Source organism: Bacillus sp. GMs2/2, assembly GCF_050172095.1.
GTDB lineage: Bacteria > Bacillota > Bacilli > Bacillales > Bacillaceae_G > Bacillus_A > Bacillus_A cereus.
Genome location: NZ_JBNLYE010000683.1, coordinates 1 through 1,319 on the forward strand (window position 1 = coordinate 1; position 1,319 = coordinate 1,319).

A 1,319-nucleotide genomic window follows, 5' to 3' on the forward strand; every position below is an offset into this window, starting at 1 on the left:
AGCATGATGGAATACTTAAAAAAGTTTAATGAAATCAGGGATACGAAGCGCAATAGCTTTGGATATATCGCTACATATGGCGAGGGAAGGTTAAAAGCCTTATCCATCAATGAACGGGTTGAGAAAATGAAACTTCACAACAATTACGGATTAGGTAAAACGCATCTACAAATAGCAGCTGCTAGGTGGATTATACAAAATGTTCAAACTGTAAATAAAGACATTGTAAATGCACAACCGAGAGGGTGCAGAGTAGTTTGTATAAGTGATGTCACTTTTATGACAGAGATTATGTCAGCAAAGCGTGATGATAAAAAGGAGTACTTTGAAAAGCTCCATACAGTCGTAGAGTATGCGGATGTGCTGGTTTGGGATGATCTAGGTAAGAGCAAACATACAGAATCTCGTGAAGAAATGTACTACGAAATCATTAATGAGCGATATAAGCGTAAAGCGCCCATCATTTTTAGCTCAAATGAAGATGAATATACCTTACCTGAAAAAATTGGGTTTGCAGCTGCTGATAGATTGCTAGGGATGGCAAATGACTATTTGATTGAAGTCGAGGGAGAAAGTTATAGACGGTAAAGGGGAGAAATCAATCATTTTGTGGGAATGGAGTTGAGTGTATGGAACAATTAACCTTTGAAGATATCGTAGGAAACATGGATTATACAGCGCATAGTACGGCTGAGAAATTCCTCTCTAATCATTCAGTAACACCTACCTATGCAGTAGAATTTTTTGACCGAGATGAAAAACAGAAGTTACGTTGGTTTGAAGTGAATACAGAGGCTGAAGCAAAAGAAAAAGCGGTAGAAACATACGGGAGAATTCAAATCATTAAAGTATATGTGTCCAATCGAACATTGAAAGAAATTATGGAGCTGGACTAAGGGCATTTTTATCAAGAGAGCACAGGAATTTCCTAAAATGGACAAGCCAATAAAAAGGAGAACAGACATAGATGAAAAGAGAAATAGACATGAAAATAAACGGGATCTACATTGTGGTGGATGGGAAAATCAGATTTGAAGAACCCCCAAAGAGCGGCTACGGACAGCAAGTCTTATATTGGGTAAAGGGAAAAGTGTCTCATACACAAACAACGATTACGAATAAGTTCAAATAAAATTATGCTGTTCAAAGGTAATCCTGTAATTAAAGACTCTACTCTCAAAAGGGTGAGAGTAGAGTCAGTGGATGCAGTTACTGAGTGCACGGGATGGTGAACATCAGCAACTACATAATAGCATGAGTATTCAGAAAAAACATCGAGTAAATATTTCCGATTTTTCAAATGATAGTCAACCGGAATG

The 1,319-nt window shown here is 37.5% G+C and carries 3 protein-coding genes; all 3 read left to right on the forward strand.

Translation table 11 applies throughout. From position 1 onward, the window contains the following. Positions 1 to 588: DnaA ATPase domain-containing protein (locus ACQGS6_RS28665; protein WP_426966039.1), on the forward strand; the 588-nt coding region annotated here is incomplete at its 5' end. Positions 589 to 629: 41 nt separating this feature from the next. Beyond that, positions 630 to 896 carry a hypothetical protein gene (locus ACQGS6_RS28670; protein ID WP_000436951.1) on the forward strand — a complete coding sequence of 89 codons (267 nt, stop codon included), beginning with the start codon at positions 630 to 632 and terminating at the stop codon, positions 894 to 896. A 71-nt stretch (positions 897 to 967) separates the two neighbouring features. Further along, the gene (locus tag ACQGS6_RS28675; RefSeq protein ID WP_069354978.1) at positions 968 to 1,132 is read left to right on the forward strand and encodes a DUF3954 domain-containing protein; all 165 of its coding nucleotides are present in this window, start codon (positions 968 to 970) and stop codon (positions 1,130 to 1,132) included. Positions 1,133 to 1,319: the final 187 nt, after the last annotated feature.